Consider the following 23,507-nt stretch of genomic DNA (forward strand, 5'->3'; position numbering starts at 1 on the left):
GAGAAAAAAACATGCTGGCATCACTCGGACAATTCGTATTCGGCCTGTCGACGCTCGCTTACCAGGAGCTGCAACGGCGCACGAGCTGGAAGCATGCGAGCACGTCGCGCGTCGGCGCTCGCAATGCCCGCCAGTTCAACGGCCCAGGCGATGACGCGATCACGCTCACCGGCTGGATCGCGCCCGATCAAGTCGGCAAGCTCGCGTCTATCGCCGAGCTGCGCACGATGGGGGACGCCGGCGACGCTTACGCCCTGGTCGACGGCACCGGCTCGGTTTATGGCGCCTTCATTATCGAAGGCCTCGACGAAGGGCAAACGCTGCACCAAAAGGACGGCACACCGAGGCGCGTCGAATTCACGATCACGCTCATGCGCGTCGACGATGGCCTCGTGCAAACCAAAACCAAAACGAACGAGACGAAGGCATGAAACAACCGACGCCCGAATTTCATATCACGCTCGACGGCCGCGACCTCACGACAAAGATCGCCCCGCGCTTGGTGAGCATGGGCTTGTCTGAGTCGCGCTCGGACGAAGCCGACACGCTCGACCTGACGCTCGACGATAGCGACGGCAAGCTCGAAATCCCCCCGCGCGGCGCCGTGCTGCGCGTCTCGCTCGGCTGGTCCGATACGGGCGTGATCGATAAGGGTAGTTTCACCGTTGACGAAGTGGAGCACGCCGGCGCCCCTGACGTGCTCACCATTCGAGCGCGATCGGCCTCGATGACTAAGGAAATGGGCGAGCGCATCGAAAAGAGTTGGCACGGCGAAACGCTCGGCGCGATCGTTCGAAAGATCGCCGGAAAACACAGCCTAAAGCCGGCGATCGCCGACGCACTTTCAAAGGTATTGATCGCCCATATCGATCAAACACACGAGTCGGATATGTCGTTTCTCACGCGCCTGGCGAAGCGTTACGACGCGGTGATGAACGTGAAAGACGCAAACTTGCTTTTTATGCCGATCGGACACGGCACGACCGCGAGCGGAAAAAAACTCGAGTCGATCGAGCTGACGCGCGCGAGCGGCGACTCGCATCGTTACCACGTTGCCGAGCGCGAGAACTATGCGGGCGTTCGTGCGCACTACCATGCAACCGGCCGAGCGAAACGCAAGTCGGTTGTTGTCGGCGGGGAAAATAATCACAGCATCAAGGTTTTGCCCGAAACGTATGCCACCGAAGCCGAGGCACGTGCGGCGGCATCGGCCGAGCTGAACCGCACGAAACGCAGTCAAGCGACGCTCGATTACACGCTCGCTCTCGGCCGCCCTGACCTTTACCCCGAGCTGCCGGTCTATCTGTCGGGCTTCAAACCTCAAATCGATGACGAGTCATGGCTCGTCAAGCGCGTTAAGCATTCAGTGGGCGATGGCGGATTCACGACCGGCCTAGAACTCGAAATGCGCGACGACCCGACAAGCGATCGCCACCGCTCGCACTTTCGAAAGGTAAGCAAATAAACGCCGCCAAGCCTATGCAGCTTGGTTTTTTGTATGTACGCCAATCTGTCGAATTCGTTGCAAAAATGTTACAAAATACTTCATATACTTTCTAATACCTTACCATTGCGCACTAAATAACAACGGCCGTTGGTCAACGGCAGCGCTATGACGATTGGAACTCATTTTGTATGCATCTCTCTTGAACGCGCTAGTGAACGCCGCGCACTGATGGCACGGCAATTCCAGGCACACGGGATTGATGTTCAATTCTTTTCTGGCATTGAACCGCGCTCCTCCGCTGACGCCATTAACGAAAGCGATTTTTCGGCGCGCATGCGGCGATATGGTCGCCCTATGTCAGAAGGCGAAATTGGCTGCTATCTCAGCCATCGCGAAGTGTGGAAACAGCTTGTCGATTCGGGCGACGATGCTTGGTGCATCATGGAGGACGATATCGCGCTTCGCTCCGGGTTCGTCGCCACGGTTTGGGAGTTGGCTTCAAACCGGGATCATTGGGATGTTGTGCGCCTGATGGGACTGAACAGAAACGAGCGAATCCCCTATGCCAAGCTGCCTAGCGGAACTCAGCTCATGTGGATGGATCGGCAACCAGTTGGACTGCAGTGCTACATGTTGACGCGCGCGGGCGCCGCTGCTTTGCTGGCACACACGCATAAAATCGTGCATGCAATCGATACTGCGGTAGACCGACATTGGGAGCACAAGCTACGGCTGTTTGTTACCGAGCCGGAATATGTTGAGACAGTCGATATGGTCTCAACAGTCGGTTTCCGGCCTGGCATCACGTCGCTTTCGATGCGCGTTCGAGAGAAGATTTATCGTCGCATTGATAAAACGATGGCGGCCTTATACAACGCGAAGCGCCGCCCACAACGTCCAATTCACTTATCGCAGAATGCCGTCTTTACCGAGCACCGGCAAAGGGACGCTCATGGTTTGAGCCTCATAGATCGCCAGTCCTAGTCCGCTCAAGAGCAAAGCAAACCAGCAATACCACCACACCCGCTTAGAAAGGCGTCGCTTTGAACGCGTTAGCTTCCAAGCTGCGATTACAGCGACGCCGCCAGCAAGAACTAGCGCAACTACGCCGATTAGCTTGCATAGTCCGATTGTCGTAATCAGTCCAGCAAATCCCCAACCCGTGATGTAAGCGTCCTCTTCGCTTGGAGAAAGAGGGGCTCGTTTGTGTTCGTCCATAAGTCTTTTCGTTAGGTAGTTTTCAATTTGCCTACAGTATTTTAATAACGAATGACTCGCGCGGTCACTGACTCAGTGCAGCACACACCAAAAACTTATATTTATCTTCCAATAAACTTATATACGACTTATAATTTCCAACATGAACAAAATCAACTGGACGTCGAAAGCAACCAAGCAGGCGCGCAAGCTCGATAGGCCCGTTCGTGTTGCAATCGTGGACGCGGTTGAACAACTGGCAGAGATGCCGGACTGCCAAAACGTGAAGGCGCTGACAAACCATCTCTACGGCTACCGTCTGCGAGTTGGTAACTACAGGGTACTTTTTGATTGGGATGGCTCAATCAAAATCGTCGAAATACAGGAAGTGAGGAAACGCGATGAACGCACCTACTAACATTCAAACGATCAACGGCCCGGACGGAAAGCCGGCCTTTGTCGTGATCCCCTATTCCGAGTACGTCGCGCAGCATGCGCGCGACAATGACTTGATCCCGCATGAAGTAGTGCGCCGCACGCTCGCCAATGACATACCGCCGGCGCGCGCATGGCGTGAACACCTGGGGCTAACGCAAGCAGAAGTTGCCGAACGGCTTGGCGTCTCTCAGTCGGCTTATGCACAGCAAGAAAGTAGTGCGCGCTTACGCGCTTCGTCTCGCGAGAAGATCGCCGGCGCGCTTGGTATTACGGCTGCGCAACTTGATTTCTGATCGGCACCGCGATCGAGAGCCGACTTACGAAGAAAGCATCGCGGACACTGAGCGCGCCCTACGCCACCGCATCAAGACCGCGCACGAATCCTTCGAACCCGGCTCCGACCAATTCAATGCGTGCCTTGGCAGTTGTTATACGGTGCTCGAAGGCGTCTGCCGAAACGTTGCTATCGCCCCCGCTGACGAAGCCCGCTTGCGGGCGCTTATCGAACGCGAGCGCCAATAGCGCAGGTGCATATAAGCCGATCGTTTTCTTTACTGTTTAGGTGGGGCGCCTAGCGCCCCTTTTTTCGCCCATTCGGTAGAGAAACCCGCAAACTCGTTAGCCCTCTAGCAAGCGTGCGTCAGATGTGCGAAGCAATACCCAATGAAGTCGACGGCGTCGGCCTGGTCGACGTCGATTACATCGGTTTCATAGTCCGGGTTATCGCACAGCAAGTGCAGCGCGCCCCCATACATGCGTTGCACCCGCCTCACTCGAAGGCTTTCACCGACTCGCACGATATACACGCCGTCAATGTCACGCGGCCGGCGATCGACCAGCACGACATCGCCATCGCTGATCGTCGGCGCCATGCAGTTTCCTGGTATGCGCATCGCAATCGTATCGGCCGTGCTCAACCCTTCGCGCTCGACCCACTCCCTCGGCAAGCGCATCGACCATTGCGCCGTTTCCCCGTCTATGAAACTTGGCATATCGAATGCTGGGAATTCGACATAGCCCGAATCAGGCGTGGCGGCCACCGGCAGATGCAAAAAGCTTTCCGGTTCCTCGATACCCGGCAAGCCTCGGCCAAGGATCAACCAATCAAGACTTACCCCGTACTTTTCTGCGATCGCCGCGCACTCGGCATAGGGCACGCGATCGCGGATTTTCCATACCGCCGGCGTGCTACGTGACGCGCCTATCACCTCGGCAAGCTCGACGTCCTTACTTACCCCCACTACATCTTTCATTCTGTCGACGATGGCTTGAATAAGTGCCTTTTTTTCGTTCATTTCGCGGTCTAGAAATTACAGAAATGTATGTGCGTTAGCTAACAGTAAGGCATATAATTACACTTAGTAACATTCAAAACCAAGCTGTTACAAACTGAAATTGACTATGCCACTTCCTAACGCAACTCGATCGACCGCTAAACGCGTGCCGATCCCTATGAGTGCCGACGAAATCGACACCCTCCAACAACTTGCCGAGCGCGATCAACGCAGCGCCGCATCAATGGCCCGAATTATCTACCTCGCCGGCCTCGAACAATACGCTGCACGAAACAAAGCACGCGGCCGTCGCTAACCGTGTGACCGTGAAGGATCAAGGCCGGGGGCGGATTCCTTATCTGAACGGGTAGACAAAAGCCATGCGAATCACACTGAGCTGTCCACATTGCCGAAGCCGCGTGATTGCTCGAACGTCGCGCGAACTTTCGGCAACGATGCGCGAAATCACTTTCGTTTGTTTCGATCACGAATGCGGCCACACGTTTGTCGCACAGCTTGAAGCAGTACGAACCCTCTCACCAAGCGCCAAGCCGAATCCGTTGGTCGGCCTACCTATGTCGCCGCATGTGCGAGAGCGGGTAATGAGCCAATTGCAATTAATTGACTGAGAGCCACAGTCACCGGGAGAAAAGAAATGATTAAACTCGATACGACCTTGCATTACGCTGCCCTTTCCTACCTCGTGCAGCACGAGGGCGAACACTTCAATCACGATCGGATTCTGCTGATCGACCGCTGCGTATCTCACCTGACCGAAACGCAATGCGTTTCTCAGCGTGAGGCGGAAGTCGCCACGCTGCAAGCTTATGGCGAACGCGAGTCGCGTCGATGCAAGGCCTATGTCGACATGTCACTGACGACAAGCCACTCGATTTTTATACGCGACCCGGCGACCGGCCGCCTCCGTGTCTTTACCGTTGCCGAACTGATTGACCTGGTGAAAACGCCAGCGCTTTCGAGCCTGCCTGTGCCAAGTAGTCGACACATGCTTGCCAATGGAATCACCGAGCTACCGCTCACTGCGTAAGACCCACCCAATTTAAAAGCGCATTCCCTGCCGCACTTTCACGAGCTGCGGCCGGGACAACTCACGCCCGCGAAACTGAAAAGCAATGGCCTCTATCGACGAACTCAAACGCCGCATCGACTTGCATCAACTCGCCGACCGTCTCGGCCTGAAGCAAGGCAAGGGTGGCGATAAAGCCCTCTATCACTCGCCGCACCATCCCGACAAGCACCCTTCGCTCTCGATCTATCAGGGACACCCCAAGTACGGCACGGGTTGGAAAGATCACAGCGGCGACGCTGGTGGCTCCTGCATTGACCTAGTGATGCACGTTCAAGGCTGCACCGTGTCGGACGCGATGAAATACCTGCACGACGCGTTCGGCATCCCCTACGACACCCCGACCAACTCGGCGCCGGCTCGAGAAAAATCGCGTTGCGACTACATCGCCGAACGTTCGCTCGGCCATGCCGAGAAGGTGCGCGCCTACCTCACCGGCCGAGGCATTAGCGACGCCGCGATCGACGCGGCAATCAAGGCCAAGACCCTTGGCTATAACGACTACACCAGCTCCACGAAGAAGCCCGGCGAAGTCGGCTTTTGCGGACCCTCGGCAGCTTTTATTGTCAGGCCCATGAACCGCACCGACGTGGTCGCCGTTGACATGCGGTTCATCGACCCTGCCCTCAATGGGGACGTGAAAACGCAAACACAGGGCGAGAAAGACGGCCACGGCTGGACGGCCGACCCGCGCAAGCTCGCCCGCGCGCAACGCGTCATTCTGGTCGAAAGCTCGATTAATGCCCTCTCGATCGACACCTGTGCGATACCCGGCACGGCCGCCGTCTCGATTCGCGGCATCGGCAACGCCGAGAACATCGACTTTTCGTTTCTGATCGGCAAGCAGGTGGTGATCTGCATGGACAACGACGCCCCCTTTCCAGATGGGCATCACCGTGCAGGGCACCGCCCAGGGCCGGAAGCCGCCTGGACCATTTATGAGCGTCTGACCGCCTTGAATATATCGGCGAGCCTGGTCGATCAATCCGACTGGATTCAAGACCTGGCAGACGGCGCGAACAAGACGGCGCCAATCAATGACGTCAATGACTTTCTGTTAATGCGCGACGCCGCCTCACTCGCCAAGGCGCTGAACACGTTCGAGCAATGGTTAATCCCCGGCATGGCCGGCAATGCCACGCACAAAGGAAAGCGCCGCGTCTATCTGCCCGAACACGACTACGCGCTCTACTGGCGGTTTCGCACCCACCTCGATTTCACGCGCTATATCACCCGCATGGAACGCAAGGAGGATTCGGACGTTGAAACACCGACCTACGGCGACCTATGCGGTTTTCGGGTGGCCTCGCTCTCACGCGTGGCGGTCGCGAGCGCGTCGTCGACGATGACCGGCGACGTGGACCAAGCGCCGAACGTCTATTTTGCGGCGACCGTGCAAACGCCGCGGCATGGTTCGAAGCTCACCCGCAAGGTGATGCTCGATGACCAGCTCCACAACAACACGCATTGGCTGAAATTCGGCCCGATCTGGAAGCCCGCCGAATTTTCGCGGATGGTCTCGATTCTGGAACGCACGGCCGACCTCGGCGCGCGCAACGCCGCGAACTTCGTCGGCCTCGCCTGGCGCGACGGTGCGCTCACGGTGAATGAAGGCCCTGATTGTTATTTCACCGACGCCGAAAAGCAGTGCCCGTATCACAACCTGACCTTTCCGAGCGGCGCGCGGACCGATGCTCGCCGCGTCATCACGGCATACCAACAGACCTTCAAGGAAAACGCGGCGGCCATCCCGCTGGTGTGGGCGCTCGGCGGCCACCTGAAAGCGATGCTGGGGTTTTGGCCGCATATCACCGTGCAGGCCGACAAGGGCGCCGGCAAATCGACGCTCATTAAACGGCTCGAACGCTCGATCGCCTTCACGATGTTTTCCGGGCAGAGCTTGCAGACCGAATTCCGGCTTTTGACGAGCATCAGCCACACGAGCCACCCGGTAGGCTGGGAAGAGCTATCCGCGCGCCGGCAAGAGGTGATCGACAAGGCGGTCGGCCTGCTTCAGGAAAACTACCAGTACACGGTGACCCGGCGCGGCGCCGATATGACCGAATACCTATTGTGCGCACCGGTCATGCTGGCGGGCGAAGACGTTCCTGTGCGCAGTTTGCTCGGCAAGCTGGTCCGTACCACCTTGACCGGCAAACGCGGCCCACTGCTGCCCGACGACCTGCCCCGCTTTCCGGTACGCGAATGGCTGGAATTCCTCGCTGGTTTGAACAAGCGCGAGGTGCTCGATCACTACCGCGCGCTGCGCGAGCGGTGTCTCACCAACAGCCGCGCCAGCGGCGCCGACGACGGCGCGTTGCGTATGGCCGGCAATTACTCGGCCGTGGCGCTGGCCTGGCACTACCTGTGTGAGTTCGCCGGCATGGATGACGGCGAAAGCGCGTTCTTTCACGACTTGCTCGCCGAGATGAACGGCCACATTGCGGAAACAAGCGCCGACCGCGAGCCGTGGGTGTGGATTCTCGAAACCGTGCTCTCCGAGATCGATGGCGGCAACTACAAACACCCGTACACCTTCGATATGGTCGACGGCGAGTTCTGCATTTTGCTGCGCACCGGGCACGTGATGGATCACATCGCTCACACCGGAAGCTTGCGCGACAAGTGGAACGGGCTGCCGGTCAAGTCCGATCGCGTGTTCAAGAAGCAGCTCCAACAGGCCGGCGTCGTGGTCGGCACGAAGGAAGTCGAGCGACGTATTTTCATGCGCCGCGTGCCTTACCTGACCCCGATCTCGCTGCGCCGCCTCGAAGCCTTCGGCCTGCATGTGTCGGTGCGGGAGGATCTGTGCTGAACGCCGCCCACCTCACGAACCCGAGTCGGCGTCCGAGCGGCCGCATAGCTTCGCTTGCTCATTCAGGCCGTCCGAAAGCACGAACGATGAACGAAAGAGGGCTGGCGGGCGGAATCGACCGGCGGCAAGGCACGGACAGCGCACGTGACACGTGGTTTTCAATACCCACCGCGCCTAAGTCATTGATTCTTGTAAAGAGTGCCGCCACGACTGATACGGCGTTTGCCACGAGTTACCGTGTTTTTGCCACGAGTCAGTTTTTGCACCGTCGCCGCAAGCCGTCCTCTTTTTCTCTCTCTAAATTATTGAAAGAAAAGAAGAAAGAAGGCTATGAAGCAAAGGAATTCCGAGACACCGGCGCGCCACGAGTTGATCTCGATTTGCCATCAGTTAGAAGGGCTGCCTATTTTTTGGGCCACGAGTTCCACGTGTTGTCCATGCCTGACTCGTGGCATTTGATGGCGTCCGTTTTCTTTGAAATCAGTGACTTACCGATGATCCACCGGCCCGCCACGTGTCCACGAGTTGCACTGCGTGTGGTTCGGCTGCGCACTCAATCGGAGGCCGGTCGGTGAACACAGTTGACCTGGTGCAAGCGGCGGCGATGCTCGGCGCTCACCCTGAGACGGTGCGGCTCAAGGCCAAGGCCGGCGAGCTACCCGGCCGGAAAGTCGGCAAGCGCTGGATGTTTTCGGTAGTTGCCCTGCAGCGTTACCTCAGCGGAGAATGGATTCCGCGAGTTGTGCAGGGCGAGCACGTTGAGGAAGTTAAAACATGTCGCTCTACAAACGGAGTAGAAGTCCAAACTGGTATTACCGGCTATCCCCGCCGAATGGCGGTCCAGTCGTACAAGGCAGCACTGGCACCAGTAACAAAGAGCAGGCGCAGGAGTTCTACGACCGCCTGAAGGTGGATCTGTGGAATCAGGCCAAGCTCGGTCACAAGCCGCGCTACACCTGGAACGATGCAGTTGTGCGCTACGTCGCCGAACGCGAAGGCATCGCGAGTCTCGAAACCAGCAAGACACACCTGCGGTGGCTCGATCAGCACCTGTCCGGCGTGCAGTTAGCCGATATCGACCGCAACCGGATTGACGCAATTGCGCATGTAAAACGGATGGAACCCCGAGTCATCCAGACGCACAAGGGTCCGAAGATGCTCGGGCGCAACGTCAGCGCAGGAACGGTCAACCGCGTGATTGGCGTGCTCAAAGCGGTCCTGAACGCCGCGGTTGAATGGGAGTGGATCGACCGGGTGCCAAGGACGAAAAAGACGAAAATCGTGTCGCGCCGGATACGCTGGTTGACGTTGGCGGAAGCCGAACGTCTGCTGGCCGAGTTGCCGACGCACTTGGCCGACATGGCGCAGTTCAGCCTCGAAACCGGGTTGCGCCGCGCCAACGTGACGGGCCTGCAGTGGTCGCAGGTTGATCTGGTGCGGCGCGTCGCGTGGATTCATCCGGACCAGGCCAAAGCCCGCAAGGCGATCACGGTGCCGCTGTCGGACACGGCAGTCGCGGTGCTACGGCGACAGCGCGCGAAGAAGCGCAAGCCGGAATACGTCGAAAGCGTGTTCGTGTACCACGGCAAGCAGGTCTACCAGACGGTGACGGCGGCATGGACCAAAGCGTGCAAGCGCGCCGGCATCCGCGATTTCCGCTGGCACGATCTGCGCCATACCTGGGCAAGCTGGCATGTGCAGCGCGGCACGCCGTTACAGGTCTTGAAGGAGTTGGGAGGATGGGAAACGCTGGAGATGGTGCAACGCTACGCGCACCTGTCGGCCGATCACCTGGCGCGCTGGGTTCAGCCGCACACGCAGGTCGTCGACCTGCAGACGGCCGCCGGCTGACTGTACTAACTGTATTTTCACTGTACTGGAGGGAAATGCTGAAGCGAGAAAACCGCTGAAACCCTTGTCAGGATTGGTGCGCCCGGCTGGGATCGAACCAGCAACCCCTGCCTTCGGAGGGCAGTACTCTATCCATTGAGCTACGGGCGCGTATGACCGCGGGCACCGCGTTCCATATACAAAACAATGGAGGCAGGGCCGCTGCGAGTCCGAAACAATACCTGTTTTCCGCCGATCCGTCCACCGCAAGGACCAGGCCAACTTACAACCAGCGCCGCTAACGCCATCGCCCGCAGCACCGAAATCCGGGTTAACACGCGCTGCGACAGGCCTTTCCGGGCGCGCCGCCACGTAAACGTTCCGTCTATAATCGACCGTGCTGGTGAAAACCATCACGAACGCCCCAGAAAGTCGTTGTTGCTGTCACGCTGTTGCTGAACCGACGCTGAACCGACTCACAAATAAAAGGGAGACGAGACGAGCATGAGTGAAGCACCCCACGGAGTCCCGATCAAAACGCCAGGCCAACTCATTGCGGCAATAGTCGCCGGGTTCGCCGTCCCTATCGTCGTGATCGTCCTGTTGGCCGTCTACGTCAACAACACGACACGCATCGGCGCCGGCACCGATTCCCTCTCCGAAGCGGAAGTGGCCGCGCGCGTTGCCCCTGTCGCCCAAGTCGACATACGCGACGCCAACGCCCCCCACGTGTATAAAACCGGTGAAGAAGTCTTCAAAGCCGTCTGCACGACCTGCCACACGGCCGGCGTAGCGGGCGCACCCAAGTTCGGCAATGCCGGCGACTGGGCGCCCCGCATTGCGCAAGGCTATGACACCCTGCTTCACAACGCGCTCAACGGCAAAGGCGCCATGCCCGCACGCGGCGGCACCAGCCCCGACGACTACAGCGACTTCGAAATCGCCCGCGCAGTCGTCTATATGGCTAACGACGGCGGTGGAAAATTCGCCGAACCCGCGCAACCGGCACCGGGCGCTGCAGCAGGCGCATCGGCAGCAGCACCGGCGAGCGGAGCCGCAGCAGGCGCGGCCTCGACCGACAACGCCCAGGCCGCCGCCGCAGTCGCGGCGCTGGCGAACGTGCCGCAAGCGAGCCCGGGTGCTGCAGCAGGCACAGAAAGCGCGGACGCATCGCAAGCTGGCAAGACGCTTTACACGCAGGTCTGCCAGGCCTGTCACGCGGCCGGCGTGCTCAACGCCCCGAAATATGGGGACAAGGACGCGTGGGCCCCGCGCCTGAAAGACCCGATGGACACCGTCTACAACTACGCGCTGCACGGCAAGGGCGCAATGCCACCCAAGGGCGGATCAACCGCATCCGATGCCGACGTGAAAGCCGCCGTCGATTACATGGTCGCAGCCGTCAAATAGCCGCTCTCCATCAGGCACCGCAAATAAAAACCCTGCGCAAAGCAAAACGCAGGGTTTTTTAATGCCACCAAGGCCAGCCGAAACAATCAAGCCGGTTTCTGCAGCAACTCTTTCAGCCGCGCCATCCGGTCCTTCGGCGACATCGGCGCTTCTTCCTCGGTTGGCGGCGGTGCATCGTCGAGAAGCATTTCCGGGATAAACCGCGACGGCTCGCACACTACCGTCTCGCGCGCCCGCTTGCGCTTCTTGCACCAGTTCAGATGAAGGCTGCGCTGGGCGCGCGTGATCGCCACGTACATCAGCCGCCGCTCTTCCTCGATTCGGCCGGTGTCCACCGGCGCGTCCGCGTCCGCATCAGGATTGCCACGGTGCGGCATGATCCCTTCCTCCACACCGACCAAAAACACGTGCGGATATTCCAGCCCCTTCGACGCATGGACCGTCGTCAGCCGCACGGCATCGGGATTCTCGTCCTTGCCCTCGAGCATGGACATCAGCGCGACGGTCTGGATCAGGCCGAGCAGGTTCTTGCCTTCATCGCCGAAACCATCGACGTTGTCATAACCCGTGGCCTCCGAATCCTCGGACGGCTCCGCCTCCGGCTTCGTGCCCTTTTTCTTCAGCCACTCGCAGAATTCCAGCACGTTCTGCCACTTCGATTGCGCCTGCCGTTCGTCGTGGGCATCGTAGAGATAGGCCTCGTAATGGATCGCCTCCATCATGTCGTCGAGCACCTGGGTGGCCGGATCGCGTCCCGCCCGATCGGACAGGCGCTGCATCCATTCGCAAAACGCACGCAACGGCTCGACCTGCCGCGCCGACAACCGCGCTTCAATGCCGCCCATGAACACGGCTTCGAACAGCGACACCTTCGCCTGCCCCGCGAACGAGCCCAGCGCTTCGAGCGTGGTATTGCCAACGCCTCGCCGCGGAGTGGTGATCGCGCGGATGAACGCGGGATCGTCGTCGGGATTCGCGATCAGCCGTAAATACGAGACGATGTCCTTGATCTCGGCTTTATCGAAGAACGATTGGCCGCCCGACAGCACATACGGAATCCGCTCGCGCCGCAACACCTGTTCGAAGATGCGTGCCTGAAAATTCCCACGATACAAAATGGCGTAGTCGCGAAACGCCGCGCGCCGCTCGAACTTATGTGCCGAGAGCCGGAACACGACCGATTCCGCTTCATGCTCTTCATCGTTGCAAGCGGTGACGGTAATGGAGTCGCCCATGCCGTGTTCGGACCACAGCTTCTTTTCGAACAGCTTCGGGTTGTTTGCAATGACGTTGTTGGCGGCCGTCAGAATACGCACGGTCGACCGGTAGTTCTGCTCGAGCTTCACCACGTGCAACTTCGGAAAGTCCTTGCCCAACTGCGCCAGGTTCTCCAGCGTCGCGCCGCGCCAGCCGTAGATGGCCTGGTCGTCATCGCCCACGGCCGTGAACGCCGCACGCGGACCGGCCAGCAGTTTCAGCAGTTCGTACTGGCAGGTGTTCGTGTCCTGATACTCGTCGATCAGCAGATACCGCAGCCGGTTCTGCCACTTTTCGCGAACTTGCTCGTTCTCGGCGAAAAGCTGCGCGGGCTTCAGGATCAGATCGTCGAAATCGAGCGCCTGATACGCATGGAGCGTCGCCACATAGCTGCGAAAGACGATGGCCGCCTGCATCTCGTCCTCGTTCGACGCGCTCGCCGACGCCTGATCCGGCGACATCATGCCGTTTTTCCACAGCGAAATAATCGACTGGACCTTGCGGATCAGGCCTTTGTCCGTCGTTCCAAGCTGCTCCTGGACCAGACCGAAACAATCGCTGGAATCCATGATCGAGAACTGCGGTTTCAGGCCGACGTGCTCGGCCTCCTGCCGCATGATCTGCACGCCGAGCGAGTGAAACGTCGAGATGGTCAACTGGTTCACCGGCACCCGGCGGCCTTCCTTGCCGGGCGTAGTGAGCGTCTTCCCTTCGAGCAGCTTGGCCGTGCGCTCGCGCATTTCGAGGGCGGCCTTGTTCGTGAAGGTCAGCGCGGCAATGTGCTTCGGCTCGAAACCTTTGCCTTCGATCAGATGGGCGATCTTCTGGGTGATCACGCGCGTCTTGCCGCTGCCGGCGCCGGCAAGGACAAGACAGGGGCCATCGAGATAGCGCACCGCTTCGGATTGCGCGGCGTTCATACCTGCTGCGGACATCGTTCGGACACTTTGAGATGCGTAAATCGGGCGGACGTTTCAGCTGCCGGAAATACGCGGTGGTGAGCAAGATGGTGAGCAAAATTGCGCCTCTTCGAAGCGGGCGCAATTTCGAGAGCGCGATGTTAACACGGAAGAAACCCTCTCTCGAAGGCAATGGTTCTGGCCCTTTCCGCCCATGCCACAATACCGGCATCGCCAAGACAACAGGATGCCCACATGACAGCACTTCTTAAAGTAGGCCTGATGGGATACGGCTTCGCCGGCGAAACCTTTCACGCGCCGGTAATAGAACATTGTGGCCGCGCGGTGGTATCCGCCATTGCCACGGGCAAACCCGAGCGGGCGCAGGCTGACTACCCGAACGCGACGATCGTCGAAGATTTCGATGCCCTGCTCGCCCTCGACGAACTGGATTGCATCGTCATAGCCACCCCCAACGACACCCATTTCGATCTCGCCAGGAAAGCCCTTGAAGCGGGCAGGAACGTGGTCGTCGACAAACCGGTCACCCTCTCCGGCACCGACGCAAAAACGCTCACCGAGCTGGCCGAAAAGCGCGGACTGCTGTTCGCGCCGTTCCACAACCGTCGCTGGGATGGCGATTTCATGACGGTGCGCGCGTTGATCGAAAGCGGCCGGCTTGGGCGCGTGACGCACTATGAATCGCATTTCGACCGCTTCCGGCCGAAAGTGCCGCAACGCTGGCGTGAGGAAGCGTCGCGTGGCGGCGGTTTGTTGTTTGATCTCGGGCCGCATCTGATCGATCAGGCGCTGGCGCTCTTCGGCCACCCGCAGACCATTTTCGCCAGCGTCAAAGCGCACCGCGACCACGCAAGCGCGCCGGACTACGTTCATCTGCTGCTCGGCTATGAGGACAAGGAAATCGTGCTGCACGCCACCGCGCTCGCCGCGCTGGAACCGCCGCGCTTCGCCATTCACGGCACCCGCGGCAGCTACGTGAAAACGGGTCTGGACGTTCAGGAAGACCAGCTCAAAGCCGGTTTGCGCCCGGGGAACCCGGAGTTCGGCCGCAATCCTCCCGGCCTGCTGCGCGAAGTCGACGGCGACCACGACCTGCGCCAGGAATTCGCGACCCGCGACGGCGCGTATGCGGAGTTTTATCGAGCGCTGGCGGCATCGGTGCTTGAGGGCAAGCCGTTCCCGGTCACGGCACAAGATGCCGTCGATGTAATGACCATCATCGACATCGCCATTCGCAGCAATGCAGAAGGATGTCGCCTGGATTTCACGCCGCTCTGATCTCTGATAACAAACGGCTCACGCGATACTTTCAAACACACAGCGTTACATTTGCGCGCGGCGCCGGCGTCAGCCGCAGCCGCGCGTGGGCCGTTCTTTCTCCAGACGTCTTATCTTAAAAACCAAAAGAGGGGAAATTCAATGCTGACGCTTAATGCAAGTTTTGCCCGCGCGCTGATTGGCGTGGCGCTGGCGGGATCGCTCGCGGCGTGTGTCGTGCAGCCGACGCGCCAGGTCGACGTCGTTCAGGAAGCACCGGCACGTCCCGATCCGCATATGGAAGCGGTGCATCGGATGGATCAGGTCAATGGCCGCATCAACTCACTGTGGCATCACGTCGATCAGCGCGTGAGCCAGGGCTTCTACCCGCCACCACAAGGCGACGCGTTCCATCGTCGGCTGGATGTAGTGCGTCAGGAAGCGCGCGACATGGCGTCCCAGCATGGCGGCGGTTTGTCGGGTGAAGAACAGCACACGCTGAACGGCGAGCTGGACGGTTTGCAGCGCGCAATTCAGTAAGCAGTAAGTTTAAGCACCGCATTTCATGCGCCGAACGGATGGCCTGCTCTATGGCTGCCGTTCGGCTTCGAGAGCACCAAGCTCGAACCCCAACACCATCTCCGCGACTTCCACGACCTCCTCCATCGCTGCTTCGACAGCTTCAGCCGATGGCGCCAACAACAGATCATCGGCATAGCCCATCGCCAGCGCGAAGAGTTGCCGGGCCGCACGTTCCGGCGATGCGCAGCGAAACACCTTCGCCTCCACCCCCCGTTCGATAATTCCGCGAAGCATGGCTTGCCAGCGACCGATCTCGCTTAAATAAGCTTGCGCCAGTTCTGCGTCGTGCATGGCCTCGTCCCAGGCATCCAGCCACAGCCCCCAACCATCATCCTTGCCGGCCGGAAGGCAGTCGCGGATAAAACCGAGCAACGCTTCGACCGGCGGTTTATCGGCCAGATGCGCGACGGTTTCTTCGAGTTGCTCGTCGGCAAAGTGCACGAACGCCTCGCGGCGCAATTCATTCCAGTCGCCAAAGTAGTGATAGATGTGACTGCGCGACAGCCCCGCGTGCTCGGCAAGATCGCGCGTCGAAACATCCGCGAAACCTTTTTGGCGAAACAACTCAAGGGCGGCCGCAATGATCTGACCTTTGCGTTCGGGGGACGACCGCGACATGTTCGATTCCTTTTAAACCGTGAACGGATTAGCTGAGCTTGTGTTTTGAGCGACTGCTCAAGTATAATTTGAGCAGTCGCTCAAATTATAGCGGCTATTCCCTCAAGGCACGTCATGTCATTCGTCACACCAGAAATCCAGATAGTTGAGCGCGAAAAGCTCGGCCAGCAGTCCGCCACCTCCACGCTCAAAGCCATTGCCCGAGCCTATCCGGGCAAGCTGTTCTTCACGCTGTCCCTCGTTGCGCTGGAGAACGCGCTGTTGCTCGCGTATCCGCTGTTCGCCGGATTCGCCGTCGACTCGATCATTCGCGGCGACGCCCGCAGCGCGTTGTTCTACGCGGTGATCGTATTGGCGTTCTGGGCGGTCGGCGCTGCGCGCCGGGCCGTGGATACGCGCACCTTCACGCGGATATACGCCGATCTGGCGGTGCCGGTGATCCTCAACCAGCGGCTGCAGAACCAAAGTACGTCGACGGCCGCGGCGCGCGTGGTGCTGGCCCGGGAGTTTGTCGATTTCTTCGAAAAACACGTGCCGACCATGGTCACCGCTTTGGTGTCCATAGTCGGCGCCGTGGCCATGCTGCTGGCAATCGAGCCATGGATCGGCGCAGCCAGCCTGGGCGGTTTACTGCTGTGCATGGCCTTGCTGCCACGCTTTGCACGGCGCAACCAGAGCTTGCATCAGCGTCTGAATGACCGGCTGGAGAAGGAAATCGGTTTGGTCGCGAAAGTCGGTACGGTCACCTTGAAACGGCACTATCACGTGCTGTCCAAGCTCCGGATTCACCTGTCGAACCGCGAAGCCGGGGCGTTTCTCTTCGTCGGCTCGGTCGCGGCCGTGCTGTTTGTCATCGCCATCAGCCAGTTGGCGCTGGCGCCGGCGGTCAAGGCCGGCCATGTCTATGCAGTGATGACGTATCTCTGGACCTTTGTCAGCAGTCTGGACGAAGCACCGTCGATGGTCGATCAACTCGCGCGCCTGCGCGACATCGGCAAGCGCGTGGACCCGGGGCTCGGGAAGGATTAAGGGCCGCCGCGCCAGCCCCTGCAGTTCAGTTTGACAAGCTGAATTCGGTCGCGTAAATTCGCCGCACGCGTCGGGAGAGAGCGCTGGCCGTTGGTTGTTCGCATCTGGAACGACATAAAAACGAAGCCGCGCCGCCGAAGGGGCACACCCACAAACTCTCAGGCAAAAGGACCGGCCGCGTCGAAGTTCCGTATATGAACTGCACCTTGAATTGGGCGCCAAAAACGGAAAGTCGAACTCTGGAGAGCGGCATCGGCTGATCGGGAAACACCAGCCAGATGCCCACCGAAGGGGCGCGCGTTGAACGTCGGAGCATCGGCGAACAGCGTGCAATCTCTCAGGTACCGAGGACAGAGGGGTCATGTACCGAATCGCTACGCGGTTTGGGCTTTGCACGTTGCAGCCGGATGGTTTCACGCATCTGGCGCAGCTCAAGAAGCCGAAACCCCGAGCGGGTTCGACGCATGGCCTTTTTTTGTTTTCGCGCACGCCCGAGGCCCGCTCCATGTCTGATCTTCAACACACGCCCTTGCACGCCGCTCACCTTGCGCTCAACGCGCGCATGGTCGATTTCGGCGGCTGGGACATGCCCGTCAATTACGGCTCGCAGATCGACGAACACCATGCGGTGCGCACCGACGCCGGCATGTTCGACGTGTCGCACATGCGCGTCGTCGATTTCACCGGCGACAAAGCGCGCGAGTTCTTCAAGCATGCAATCGCCAACAACGTCGACAAACTCACGGTTCCCGGCAAAGCGCTCTATTCGTGTCTGCTGAACCCGGAAGGCGGCGTGATCGATGACCTGATCGTCTATTACTTCGCTGACGACAACTATCGCGTCGTCGTGAACGCCGGCACGGCTGAGAAAGACATCGCGTGGTTCGGCCATCTGAATGTGGAAGGCGGTTTTGGACTGACCATCACGCCGCGGCGCGACTTCGCGATCGTCGCCGTGCAGGGACCGAACGCACGCGAAAAAGTCTGGCAGGTGCTGCCGGAAACGCGCGACGCCACCGCGGAACTCAAACCCTTCAACGCTGTGCAATTCCCGGCCAGTTCGTTCGGTGACGTCATGATCGCGCGCACCGGCTACACGGGCGAGGACGGTTTCGAAATCGTCGTTCCGGCGACGCAAGTGGAAGTGTTCTGGAAGGCATTGATCGCGCAAGGCGTGAAGCCTACCGGCCTCGGCGCACGCGACACGCTGCGCCTGGAAGCCGGCATGAACCTGTACGGCCAGGACATGGACGACACGGTCTCGCCGCTCGACGCCGGCCTCGCCTGGACTGTCGATTTGAGCGACACGAATCGCGCGTTCGTCGGCCGTGCCGCACTGGAAGCGAATGGATCGAAGGCGCGCTTTGTCGGCTTGATTCTGCAGAAGGAAAACGGCCGCGCGGGTGGCGTGCTTCGTGCTCACCAGAAAGTTGTCACGGCCGACGGTGAAGGCGAGATCACGAGCGGCACTTTCTCGCCGTCGATGCAGGAATCCATCGCGTTCGCCCGGGTGCCGGCGAGCGTGAAACCGGGCGACAAAGTGCATGTCGTCATCCGCGACAAACAACTGCCGGCAAGCGTGGTAAAACTGCCGTTCGTGCGCAACGGCAAGGTGTTGGCGGCGCTTTAAAACGCCCGCAAGCGCCTGCTGAAAAAGCCACGCACGACCCACCCTCAAAGACAACTGGAGCATCCGCATGAGCATCCCGGCCGACCTCAAATACACCGAATCGCACGAATGGGTGCGCACCGAATCCGACGGCACCCTGACCATCGGTATTACAGATCACGCACAGGAAGCACTGGGCGACGTAGTGTTCATCGAATTGCCGCCGGTGGGTAAGACCGTTGCCGCCGGCGACGCCATCGCGGTGATCGAATCGGTGAAGGCAGCATCCGATATCTACGCCCCCGTATCTGGTGAAATCGTCGGCGCGAATGACGCGCTGACCGGCACGCCGGATCAGATCAACGGCACGCCGTACGAAAGCTGGCTCTTCAAGATCAAGCCCGCCGCCGACGCCAAGACGGATCGGCTGATCGATGCCGCTGCATACGGCACCTCGATCGGCGAGTAAAACTTTTCAACGACCGTGCGGCGTGCTTGGCAGCCAATAGCAAACCACGCCGCACCAGCAGGAACTCTCATGAAGCTCGAACACCCGGACCATCTGATGAATCGCTCATCCCTGTCGCTCGCCGCACTCGAATGCCACAACGCGTTCGCCCAACGGCACATTGGCCCGGATGCGGCCGACCAGCACGCCATGCTCGAAGCGCTCGGTTTCGCGTCGCGTGCGGCATTCATCGATGCGGTGATTCCCGAGTCCATCCGGCGTCAGGAAACGCTTCCGCTCGGCGCGTTCACGCAGCCGAAGAGCGAGGCAGAAGCGCTGGCGTCGCTGAGGAAGCTGGCGGATCAGAACCTGGTGTTCAGGAACTACATTGGGCAGGGTTATTACGGCACGCACACGCCGGCCGTGATCCTGCGTAACGTGCTTGAAAACCCGGCGTGGTACACGGCATACACGCCGTATCAGCCGGAGATTTCGCAAGGCCGCCTGGAAGCGTTGCTGAACTTCCAGCAAATGATTATCGACCTGACGGGTCTCGCGATTTCGAACGCATCGTTGCTCGACGAAGCCACTGCCGCCGCCGAAGCCATGACGCTGCTGCAACGCGCGGGCAAGCCGAAATCGAACGTGTTTTATGTCGCCGACGACGTGCTGCCGCAGACTATCGAAGTCGTGCAGACGCGCGCGAAACCGGCAGGTATTGAAGTGAAAGTCGGTCCCGCCGCCGATGCCGCCAAAGCCAACGCATTCGGCGTGCTGCTGCAATACCCGGGCGCGAATGGCGATGTGCACGACTATCGCGCGTTGACCGAAGCCGTGCATGCCGCCGGTGGTTTTGTAATCGCCGCCGCCGACCTGCTCGCGCTCACGTTGCTGACGCCACCGGGCGAATGGGGCGCGGACGTGGCTATCGGTAATACGCAGCGCTTTGGCGTGCCGGTCGGTTTCGGCGGTCCGCACGCGGCGTACATGGCCGTACGCGATGACTTCAAACGGCAAATGCCGGGCCGGCTGGTCGGCGTGACCGTCGATGCCCAAGGCAAGCACGCGCTGCGTCTCGCGCTGCAAACCCGTGAGCAACATATCCGCCGCGAAAAGGCGACATCGAATGTATGTACGGCGCAGGCGCTGCTCGCGATCATGGCCAGCATGTACGCCGTTTATCACGGGCCGCAGGGTCTGAAGACCATCGCGTTGCGCGTGAATCGCGTGGCGTCGATCTTCGCCGCCGGCGTGCAAAAACTCGGCTACACGCTCGCGAACGAAACCTTCTTCGACACCGTTACCATCGTCAGCGGCACGAATACGACGGCGCTGCATCAGGCGGCGTCGGCGGTGCACGTGAACCTGCGTCACATTGATGCAACGCACGTGGGCATTTCCGTCGACGAAACCACCACGCGCGACGACCTCCTGAAGCTCTTCGCGCTGTTCGCGGAAGTGGCAGGCAAGACGGAAACATTCGATATCGACGCACTGGATGCAGACGCAAAAGTCTCCCTGCCGAAATCACTGGAACGCACGAGCGATTACCTCACGCATCCGGTGTTCAACCGTCACCACTCCGAGCATGAAATGCTGCGCTACCTGCGCAGTCTGGCGGACAAGGATCTCGCGCTCGACCGCACGATGATCCCGCTTGGTTCATGCACGATGAAGCTGAACGCAACGTCCGAAATGCTGCCCGTGACGTGGCCCGAATTCGCGCAGATTCATCCGTTTGCGCCGGCGGAGCAAACGGTCGGTTATCGCACGATGATCGATCAGCTCGAGCAAATGCTGGTTGCGTGTACCGGTTACGCGGCGGTGTCGCTGCAACCGAACGCCGGCTCGCAAGGCGAATACGCCGGCTTGCTGATCATCCACGCGTATCACGAATCGCGTGCCGAAGGGCATCGGAACATCTGCCTGATTCCGTCGTCCGCGCACGGCACGAATCCGGCATCGGCGCAAATGGCCGGCATGCAGGTTGTGGTGGTTGCGTGCGATGAACAGGGCAACGTCGATATCGCCGACCTGAAGGCCAAGGCCGACAAGCACGCCGACAAACTCGCCGCGATCATGATCACGTATCCGTCCACCCACGGCGTGTTCGAAGCGAATGTGCGCGAAATCTGCGAGATCGTGCACGCGCACGGCGGCCAGGTCTACGTCGATGGCGCGAACATGAACGCAATGGTCGGCCTGACCGCGCCGGGCCAGTTCGGCGGAGACGTCTCGCACCTGAACCTGCACAAGACTTTCTGCATTCCGCATGGCGGCGGCGGCCCGGGTGTGGGTCCGGTTGCTGTCGGCGCGCATTTGGCCAAGTTCCTGCCGAACCAGCATTCAACCGGTTATCAGCGCGATACGGCGGGGATTGGGGCGGTATCGTCGGCGCCTTATGGCTCGGCCGCCATTCTGCCGATCTCGTGGATGTACATCGCAATGATGGGCGCGCAAGGCCTCACGAACGCCACCGAAAGCGCGATCCTCGCAGCGAACTACGTGGCGAAGCGGCTCGCGCCGCATTTCCCCGTGCTGTACAGCGGCACGGGCGGCCTGGTCGCGCACGAGTGCATTCTCGATCTGCGTCCGTTGAAAGAAACCAGCGGCATTTCGGTCGATGACGTCGCAAAGCGCCTGATCGACTACGGTTTCCATGCACCGACCATGAGCTTCCCGGTGCCGGGCACCCTGATGGTCGAGCCGACGGAATCGGAGTCGAAAGAGGAACTGGATCGGTTTATCGATGCAATGATCGCCATTCGCGACGAAATTCGCGCGGTGGAGGAAGGCAAGTCAGATCGCGAAGACAATCCGCTGAAGAACGCGCCGCATACGGCAGCGGTGGTTGTGGCCGATGGCTGGAGCCACGCCTACTCGCGTGAAACGGCGGCGTATCCGCTGACTTCGTTGATTGCACGCAAGTACTGGCCGCCGGTCGGTCGCGCAGACAACGCTTACGGCGACCGTAATCTGTTCTGCTCGTGCATTCCATTGTCGGAGTACGGCGAATAAGCAGCGAATAAGCGGCAAATAATCAGCAAATAAGCACGCGTTTCAACTGTCCGGCATCCCTGGGAGCCGGACAGTTTTGCCGGAGTCACACAACACCAGATACCATCTCACCCGAACCAAGCCAATCAGGGAGTTTTGCATGGCGCGACAGGTGCGAGTGGTGAGTAAAACGTGGCGTGTTCCGGCGATGATCGCGGCCCTTGCAACATCGGCAATTACGGCGCCAAGCGCGTTTGCCGCAATGAATTTTTGCGCCGCGCCCGCGATGCAGACCAGCGAGCGCACGAATGCCGACCCGGGCGTAAAAGCATTGGTACAGATGGTCCAGTCGCGGCTGAATGACCAGCCGAAGGCGCGGGCGACGCTTCATACGGAAGGCACGTTGCCGCATCAGGGCATTCGCGACGAAAGCGAAGAGGCGGAAAAGGATCTCGGATTAATGCGCGACGCCGCGCTTGCGTGGCGCGCGACCGGCAACGAAGCGTATTTGCGTCTCGTCGAGCGGTTTCTATTCGCGTGGGTCACCACGTACCAGCCGAGTTTCAATCCTATCGATGAAACGAATTTCGAGTCGCTGATCCTCGCCTACGACCTGACCGCGAGCGCGTTGCCGGTAAAGACGCGGAATGCGTCGAGCGCGTTCATCACGAAGCTGGTGACGGGATATATAGCGGATATCGACAAGCAAAAGCGGCCTCTGACCGGCACGTATCGAAACAACTGGCAGAGTCACCGGATCAAGTTGATCGCGATGGGCGCGTTCACTATTGATGACCGCAAGCTGATTAACGCAGCGCAGCGTCTGTATGTGGAGCATATTGGAGACAACATTGCGCCGGACGGCTCGACCATCGATTTCGCCGAACGCGACGCGCTGCATTACGTCACTTACGATCTGCAGCCGCTGGTCACCGCCGCGCTCGCGGCGCGTCGTCATAACCGCAACTGGCTGGGTGAGCGCGCGCAGTCGGGCGCGACGCTGGCCGCCGCACTGAACTGGCTCACGCCGTACGCGCTCGGCACACGCACGCACGAAGAATTCGTTCATTCGACCGTGCCCTTCGATGCCACCCGCCGCGAGGCCGGCCTGCCCGGTTATTCGGGCACGTGGGATCCGAAACACGCGGCCGAATTGTTTCATCTATCGGCGCGGCTTGACGGGCGTTACACGCCCATTGCGCTGCGCCTGGCGCCCACGCCGCCGGCCTGGCTCGCGGTATGTTTACCGCTGCCGGCGCGCTGATTTTTTAGCAGCACCTTTGCAGGAGCAG

General features: G+C 59.9%; 21 protein-coding genes, 1 tRNA gene, 1 pseudogene and 2 riboswitches. Of the genes and pseudogenes, 19 read left to right on the forward strand and 4 right to left on the reverse strand.

Annotated elements, in window-relative coordinates; genetic code table 11:
* Positions 1-11: 11 nt before the first annotated feature.
* From AWB69_RS11045 to AWB69_RS11065, 5 genes are all read left to right on the forward strand, one after another.
* Positions 12-431 carry a phage tail protein gene (locus tag AWB69_RS11045; protein ID WP_062084937.1) on the forward strand — a complete coding sequence of 140 codons (420 nt, stop codon included), beginning with the start codon at positions 12-14 and terminating at the stop codon, positions 429-431.
* A complete protein-coding gene (locus tag AWB69_RS11050) occupies positions 428-1,465 on the forward strand; it encodes a phage late control D family protein (protein ID WP_062084938.1) in 1,038 nt (345 codons plus the stop codon). The genes AWB69_RS11045 and AWB69_RS11050 overlap by 4 nt, the downstream gene beginning before the upstream one ends.
* Positions 1,466-1,612: 147 nt before the next feature.
* Positions 1,613-2,431 carry a glycosyltransferase family 25 protein gene (locus tag AWB69_RS11055; RefSeq protein WP_075643894.1) on the forward strand — a complete coding sequence of 273 codons (819 nt, stop codon included), beginning with the start codon at positions 1,613-1,615 and terminating at the stop codon, positions 2,429-2,431.
* Between the two features lie 376 nt (positions 2,432-2,807).
* The gene (locus AWB69_RS11060; protein ID WP_062084939.1) at positions 2,808-3,062 is read left to right on the forward strand and encodes a type II toxin-antitoxin system RelE family toxin; all 255 of its coding nucleotides are present in this window, start codon (positions 2,808-2,810) and stop codon (positions 3,060-3,062) included.
* On the forward strand, positions 3,046-3,375 hold the full coding sequence (locus tag AWB69_RS11065; protein WP_062084940.1) for a helix-turn-helix domain-containing protein: 330 nt from the start codon (positions 3,046-3,048) through the stop codon (positions 3,373-3,375). The genes AWB69_RS11060 and AWB69_RS11065 overlap by 17 nt, the downstream gene beginning before the upstream one ends.
* A 333-nt stretch (positions 3,376-3,708) precedes the next feature.
* Here AWB69_RS11065 and AWB69_RS11070 read toward each other — a convergent pair whose 3' ends face one another.
* A complete protein-coding gene (locus AWB69_RS11070) occupies positions 3,709-4,377 on the reverse strand; it encodes a LexA family transcriptional regulator (RefSeq protein WP_062084941.1) in 669 nt (222 codons plus the stop codon).
* A gap of 359 nt (positions 4,378-4,736) precedes the next feature.
* On the opposite strand from AWB69_RS11070, the gene AWB69_RS45660 reads away from it, so the two are divergent.
* The 6 genes and pseudogenes from AWB69_RS45660 (at position 4,737) to AWB69_RS11090 (ending at position 10,109) form a co-directional block, all read left to right on the forward strand.
* Positions 4,737-4,985 (forward strand): ogr/Delta-like zinc finger family protein, encoded by a 249-nt coding sequence (locus AWB69_RS45660; protein ID WP_075643895.1) that lies wholly within the window; start codon positions 4,737-4,739, stop codon positions 4,983-4,985.
* Positions 4,986-5,011: 26 nt separating this feature from the next.
* Positions 5,012-5,404, forward strand: a complete 393-nt coding sequence (locus tag AWB69_RS11080; protein ID WP_062084943.1) for a hypothetical protein — start codon at positions 5,012-5,014, stop codon at positions 5,402-5,404.
* Between the two features lie 85 nt (positions 5,405-5,489).
* Complete coding sequence (locus tag AWB69_RS11085; RefSeq protein ID WP_062084944.1) at positions 5,490-8,258, forward strand: toprim domain-containing protein; 2,769 nt, start codon at positions 5,490-5,492, stop codon at positions 8,256-8,258.
* 86 nt (positions 8,259-8,344) lie between these two features.
* Entirely contained in the window at positions 8,345-8,833 is a 489-nt protein-coding gene (locus AWB69_RS47590) for a hypothetical protein (RefSeq protein WP_156528808.1), read from the forward strand.
* 29 nt (positions 8,834-8,862) lie between these two features.
* Positions 8,863-8,967: pseudogene (locus AWB69_RS50310) on the forward strand (helix-turn-helix domain-containing protein); the annotation flags it as partial.
* Positions 8,968-9,032: 65 nt separating this feature from the next.
* On the forward strand, positions 9,033-10,109 hold the full coding sequence (locus AWB69_RS11090) for a tyrosine-type recombinase/integrase (protein ID WP_062084945.1): 1,077 nt from the start codon (positions 9,033-9,035) through the stop codon (positions 10,107-10,109).
* Between the two features lie 74 nt (positions 10,110-10,183).
* Here AWB69_RS11090 and AWB69_RS11095 read toward each other — a convergent pair.
* Positions 10,184-10,259: transfer RNA gene (locus AWB69_RS11095), tRNA-Arg, on the reverse strand.
* Positions 10,260-10,592: 333 nt separating this feature from the next.
* Here AWB69_RS11095 and AWB69_RS11100 point away from each other — a divergent pair.
* Positions 10,593-11,498, forward strand: a complete 906-nt coding sequence (locus AWB69_RS11100; protein WP_062084946.1) for a c-type cytochrome — start codon at positions 10,593-10,595, stop codon at positions 11,496-11,498.
* Between the two features lie 86 nt (positions 11,499-11,584).
* On the opposite strand, the gene AWB69_RS11105 is transcribed toward AWB69_RS11100, so the two are convergent.
* Positions 11,585-13,690: a UvrD-helicase domain-containing protein gene (locus AWB69_RS11105; RefSeq protein WP_062084947.1), complete on the reverse strand. Its 2,106-nt coding sequence runs from the start codon at positions 13,688-13,690 to the stop codon at positions 11,585-11,587.
* Between the two features lie 219 nt (positions 13,691-13,909).
* Here AWB69_RS11105 and AWB69_RS11110 point away from each other — a divergent pair, with 219 nt between their 5' ends.
* Together AWB69_RS11110 and AWB69_RS11115 are read left to right on the forward strand one after the other, a co-directional pair.
* The gene (locus AWB69_RS11110; RefSeq protein WP_062084948.1) at positions 13,910-14,953 is read left to right on the forward strand and encodes an oxidoreductase; all 1,044 of its coding nucleotides are present in this window, start codon (positions 13,910-13,912) and stop codon (positions 14,951-14,953) included.
* A gap of 141 nt (positions 14,954-15,094) precedes the next feature.
* On the forward strand, positions 15,095-15,472 hold the full coding sequence (locus AWB69_RS11115) for a hypothetical protein (RefSeq protein ID WP_062084949.1): 378 nt from the start codon (positions 15,095-15,097) through the stop codon (positions 15,470-15,472).
* A 48-nt stretch (positions 15,473-15,520) separates the two neighbouring features.
* Here AWB69_RS11115 and AWB69_RS11120 read toward each other — a convergent pair whose 3' ends face one another.
* Positions 15,521-16,132 carry a TetR/AcrR family transcriptional regulator gene (locus tag AWB69_RS11120; RefSeq protein WP_062084950.1) on the reverse strand — a complete coding sequence of 204 codons (612 nt, stop codon included), beginning with the start codon at positions 16,130-16,132 and terminating at the stop codon, positions 15,521-15,523.
* Between the two features lie 114 nt (positions 16,133-16,246).
* Between AWB69_RS11120 and AWB69_RS11125 the strand changes: the two genes are divergently transcribed.
* From AWB69_RS11125 to AWB69_RS11145, 5 genes are all read left to right on the forward strand, one after another.
* Positions 16,247-17,161 (forward strand): ABC transporter six-transmembrane domain-containing protein, encoded by a 915-nt coding sequence (locus AWB69_RS11125; protein WP_082913350.1) that lies wholly within the window; start codon positions 16,247-16,249, stop codon positions 17,159-17,161.
* A 61-nt stretch (positions 17,162-17,222) separates the two neighbouring features.
* Positions 17,223-17,345, forward strand: a riboswitch (glycine riboswitch).
* A gap of 45 nt (positions 17,346-17,390) precedes the next feature.
* Positions 17,391-17,525, forward strand: a riboswitch (glycine riboswitch).
* Between the two features lie 141 nt (positions 17,526-17,666).
* Positions 17,667-18,791 carry a glycine cleavage system aminomethyltransferase GcvT gene (gcvT, locus tag AWB69_RS11130; protein ID WP_062084973.1) on the forward strand — a complete coding sequence of 375 codons (1,125 nt, stop codon included), beginning with the start codon at positions 17,667-17,669 and terminating at the stop codon, positions 18,789-18,791.
* Between the two features lie 67 nt (positions 18,792-18,858).
* On the forward strand, positions 18,859-19,239 hold the full coding sequence (gene gcvH / locus AWB69_RS11135; RefSeq protein ID WP_062084952.1) for a glycine cleavage system protein GcvH: 381 nt from the start codon (positions 18,859-18,861) through the stop codon (positions 19,237-19,239).
* Positions 19,240-19,308: 69 nt separating this feature from the next.
* Positions 19,309-22,236 carry an aminomethyl-transferring glycine dehydrogenase gene (gene gcvP / locus AWB69_RS11140; RefSeq protein WP_062084953.1) on the forward strand — a complete coding sequence of 976 codons (2,928 nt, stop codon included), beginning with the start codon at positions 19,309-19,311 and terminating at the stop codon, positions 22,234-22,236.
* Positions 22,237-22,375: 139 nt separating this feature from the next.
* Positions 22,376-23,479 carry an alginate lyase family protein gene (locus AWB69_RS11145; protein WP_062084954.1) on the forward strand — a complete coding sequence of 368 codons (1,104 nt, stop codon included), beginning with the start codon at positions 22,376-22,378 and terminating at the stop codon, positions 23,477-23,479.
* Positions 23,480-23,507 lie beyond the last annotated feature (28 nt).

The sequence above is a fragment of the Caballeronia udeis genome (assembly GCF_001544555.2).
Lineage (GTDB): Bacteria > Pseudomonadota > Gammaproteobacteria > Burkholderiales > Burkholderiaceae > Caballeronia > Caballeronia udeis.

Bases quoted from the DNA above. Each gene is read 5' to 3' on its own strand.
- AWB69_RS11045 (WP_062084937.1), top strand. From the start codon at position 12: ATGCTGGCATCACTCGGACAATTCGTATTCGGCCTGTCGACGCTCGCT.
- AWB69_RS11050 (WP_062084938.1), top strand. From the start codon at position 428: ATGAAACAACCGACGCCCGAATTTCATATCACGCTCGACGGCCGCGAC.
- AWB69_RS11055 (WP_075643894.1), top strand. From the start codon at position 1,613: ATGACGATTGGAACTCATTTTGTATGCATCTCTCTTGAACGCGCTAGT.
- AWB69_RS11060 (WP_062084939.1), top strand. From the start codon at position 2,808: ATGAACAAAATCAACTGGACGTCGAAAGCAACCAAGCAGGCGCGCAAG.
- AWB69_RS11065 (WP_062084940.1), top strand. From the start codon at position 3,046: ATGAACGCACCTACTAACATTCAAACGATCAACGGCCCGGACGGAAAG.
- AWB69_RS11070 (WP_062084941.1), bottom strand. From the start codon at position 4,377: ATGAACGAAAAAAAGGCACTTATTCAAGCCATCGTCGACAGAATGAAA.
- AWB69_RS45660 (WP_075643895.1), top strand. From the start codon at position 4,737: ATGCGAATCACACTGAGCTGTCCACATTGCCGAAGCCGCGTGATTGCT.
- AWB69_RS11080 (WP_062084943.1), top strand. From the start codon at position 5,012: ATGATTAAACTCGATACGACCTTGCATTACGCTGCCCTTTCCTACCTC.
- AWB69_RS11085 (WP_062084944.1), top strand. From the start codon at position 5,490: ATGGCCTCTATCGACGAACTCAAACGCCGCATCGACTTGCATCAACTC.
- AWB69_RS47590 (WP_156528808.1), top strand. From the start codon at position 8,345: ATGAACGAAAGAGGGCTGGCGGGCGGAATCGACCGGCGGCAAGGCACG.
- AWB69_RS11090 (WP_062084945.1), top strand. From the start codon at position 9,033: ATGTCGCTCTACAAACGGAGTAGAAGTCCAAACTGGTATTACCGGCTA.
- AWB69_RS11100 (WP_062084946.1), top strand. From the start codon at position 10,593: ATGAGTGAAGCACCCCACGGAGTCCCGATCAAAACGCCAGGCCAACTC.
- AWB69_RS11105 (WP_062084947.1), bottom strand. From the start codon at position 13,690: ATGTCCGCAGCAGGTATGAACGCCGCGCAATCCGAAGCGGTGCGCTAT.
- AWB69_RS11110 (WP_062084948.1), top strand. From the start codon at position 13,910: ATGACAGCACTTCTTAAAGTAGGCCTGATGGGATACGGCTTCGCCGGC.
- AWB69_RS11115 (WP_062084949.1), top strand. From the start codon at position 15,095: ATGCTGACGCTTAATGCAAGTTTTGCCCGCGCGCTGATTGGCGTGGCG.
- AWB69_RS11120 (WP_062084950.1), bottom strand. From the start codon at position 16,132: ATGTCGCGGTCGTCCCCCGAACGCAAAGGTCAGATCATTGCGGCCGCC.
- AWB69_RS11125 (WP_082913350.1), top strand. From the start codon at position 16,247: ATGTCATTCGTCACACCAGAAATCCAGATAGTTGAGCGCGAAAAGCTC.
- gcvT (WP_062084973.1), top strand. From the start codon at position 17,667: ATGTCTGATCTTCAACACACGCCCTTGCACGCCGCTCACCTTGCGCTC.
- gcvH (WP_062084952.1), top strand. From the start codon at position 18,859: ATGAGCATCCCGGCCGACCTCAAATACACCGAATCGCACGAATGGGTG.
- gcvP (WP_062084953.1), top strand. From the start codon at position 19,309: ATGAAGCTCGAACACCCGGACCATCTGATGAATCGCTCATCCCTGTCG.
- AWB69_RS11145 (WP_062084954.1), top strand. From the start codon at position 22,376: ATGGCGCGACAGGTGCGAGTGGTGAGTAAAACGTGGCGTGTTCCGGCG.